The organism is Sinorhizobium fredii USDA 205, from assembly GCF_001461695.1.
Taxonomy (GTDB): domain Bacteria; phylum Pseudomonadota; class Alphaproteobacteria; order Rhizobiales; family Rhizobiaceae; genus Sinorhizobium; species Sinorhizobium fredii.
This window is the reverse complement of sequence record NZ_AUTC01000084.1, coordinates 1-1412: the sequence shown is the minus strand read 5'-3', so window position 1 is coordinate 1412 and position 1412 is coordinate 1. Positions and strand designations below refer to the sequence as shown.

At 61.1% G+C, this 1412-nt stretch carries 2 protein-coding genes; one reads left to right on the top strand and one right to left on the bottom strand.

Annotated elements, in window-relative coordinates; all coding sequences use genetic code 11:
* Positions 1-145: zinc-ribbon domain-containing protein (locus N181_RS31490; protein WP_174839381.1), on the bottom strand; the 145-nt coding region annotated here is incomplete at its 3' end.
* A 312-nt stretch (positions 146-457) separates the two neighbouring features.
* Between N181_RS31490 and otsB the strand changes: the two genes are divergently transcribed.
* A complete protein-coding gene (gene otsB, locus N181_RS09570) occupies positions 458-1255 on the top strand; it encodes a trehalose-phosphatase (RefSeq protein WP_014329495.1) in 798 nt (265 codons plus the stop codon).
* Positions 1256-1412: the final 157 nt, after the last annotated feature.

Below are 1412 nucleotides of genomic sequence, written 5' to 3'. Positions count from 1 at the left end.
GCTGCCATTGCGTCCCTCCGGCACTCTCGAGCGCATACATCGCCATGAGCTCGGGATCGAAGCCGAGCCTGTGGCCGCAGCTGACGCATTGGCGATTGTCGAAGTGGACGACCTGGTTGCAAAAATCGCAGGAGAAGAGCCGCATGGCCGGTTCCTATATGAACATGAGCGTGCGAGCTTGGGCCCGATACCGTCGTGGCTTGAACACGAGAACGTCGCTCGGTCTATAAAGTTCACCAGTTACTCGAGTGTCTTCGCGCAGCTCAGTTCGGGGTTTCGGTTTATCCGGCGCGGCCAAGGCGTGACGACGACGGCAACGGGTGCGGCCACCGCCACTCCAGAGGCCTCCACACCCTCCCCACCACACTTCGGAGACCATCATCGGCGTCAAAATTCCGCAGGTCGACGCGCAGTATTAGGGTTGGTCGGTAGCGGGATCTGATATAGGTATGGCCTCATGTCATGCCAGAAGCAGTTGCTCAGCGCATCGAACGCGGATGCAGGTCCAGGAGAGGATTTCGTTGTCGCCGCTCTCTCAACCGATCGGGAAAGCTGGGCCCTATTCCTCGATATCGATGGTACGTTGCTTGACCTAGCCGAAACGCCGGACGCCGTAGCCGTTCCGCCTTCGCTGCCTGCAAGTCTCGATCACTTGTCGAAAAAACTCGGCGGTGCTTTGGCACTCGTGACCGGTCGCGGCCTTGCTTATGCCGACCAGCTTTTTTCGCCGGCCAAGTTTCCTATTGCGGGCCTTCATGGTGCCGAGCGCCGCGACCCGGATGGCCGCGTGCACAAAGCCGCAGAGACGGCGGATTTTGAGCGGCTGAAGGCCGAGCTTGTCGCCGCTACTGCCAGCTGGGCGGGCGTTCTGATCGAGGACAAAGGGGCGGCGGTCGCTGTCCATTACCGGCTTGCGCCGGACAGACAACTCGAACTTGAACACCTGATGGAGCGGGCGTTGTATCGAGCAGGACCAGACTGGGCAATCCAGCACGGCAAGATGGTCGTCGAAATCCGTCCAGCCAGAGCTAACAAGGGCGACGCAGTTGCGGCATTTCTCGCGCAGCCGCCCTTTGCTGGCAGACGCGCGATCGCGATCGGGGACGATGTGACCGACGAAGCAATGTTTCGCACGGTCAACCGGCTCGGCGGCTTTTCGATCCGCATCGGACCGCCTGTGCCTGCGAGCGAAGCGCTCGGCTCCATCCCTTCTGCCGAGGTCCTGCGCGGCTTCATCGCCGCGTTGGTCTCCTGAATATTTGAGCACCTGACATATTTTCTTGCATGAAGGTATTCGGCATGAGCCGCCTCGTCATTGTCTCCAATCGCGTACCCGTTCCGGACAAGGGTGGCATTGCGCCGGCCGGCGGGCTGGCGGTCGCGCTGAAAGTCGCCCTCGAAGCGCATGGCGG

Coding starts and splice junctions, on each gene's coding strand:
- otsB (WP_014329495.1), top strand. CDS start 458: ATGTCATGCCAGAAGCAGTTGCTCAGCGCATCGAACGCGGATGCAGGT.